The 245-nt window shown below is 68.6% G+C and carries 1 protein-coding gene; it reads right to left on the bottom strand.

All coding sequences use genetic code 11. From position 1 onward, the window contains the following. A partial coding sequence (locus KVS71_RS18220) for a ribonuclease E/G (RefSeq protein ID WP_217585241.1) occupies nt 1–245 on the bottom strand: 245 nt, incomplete at both ends.

Below are 245 nucleotides of genomic sequence, written 5' to 3'. Positions count from 1 at the left end.
AGTCGACGACGATGATGCCGCCGATGTCGCGCAAGCGGAGCAGGCGGTCGATCTCCTCCGCGGCCTCGAGGTTGATCTTGGTGGCGGTCTCCTCGAGGTTTCCGCCCGAGCCGACGTACTTGCCGGTGTTGACGTCGACGACCGTCATGGCCTCGGTGCGGTCGAACACGCGCGAGCCGCCGGAGGGCAGCCACACCTCGCTGTCCAGCGCCGTCTCGATCTGCTCGGTGGTGCGGAGCGCGACG

This window comes from Microbacterium sp. GbtcB4, assembly GCF_019091465.1.
Taxonomy (GTDB): Bacteria; Actinomycetota; Actinomycetes; order Actinomycetales; family Microbacteriaceae; genus Microbacterium; species Microbacterium paraoxydans.
The sequence above is the reverse complement of the archived record's forward strand: the minus strand, read 5'-3'. Positions and strand labels throughout refer to the sequence as shown.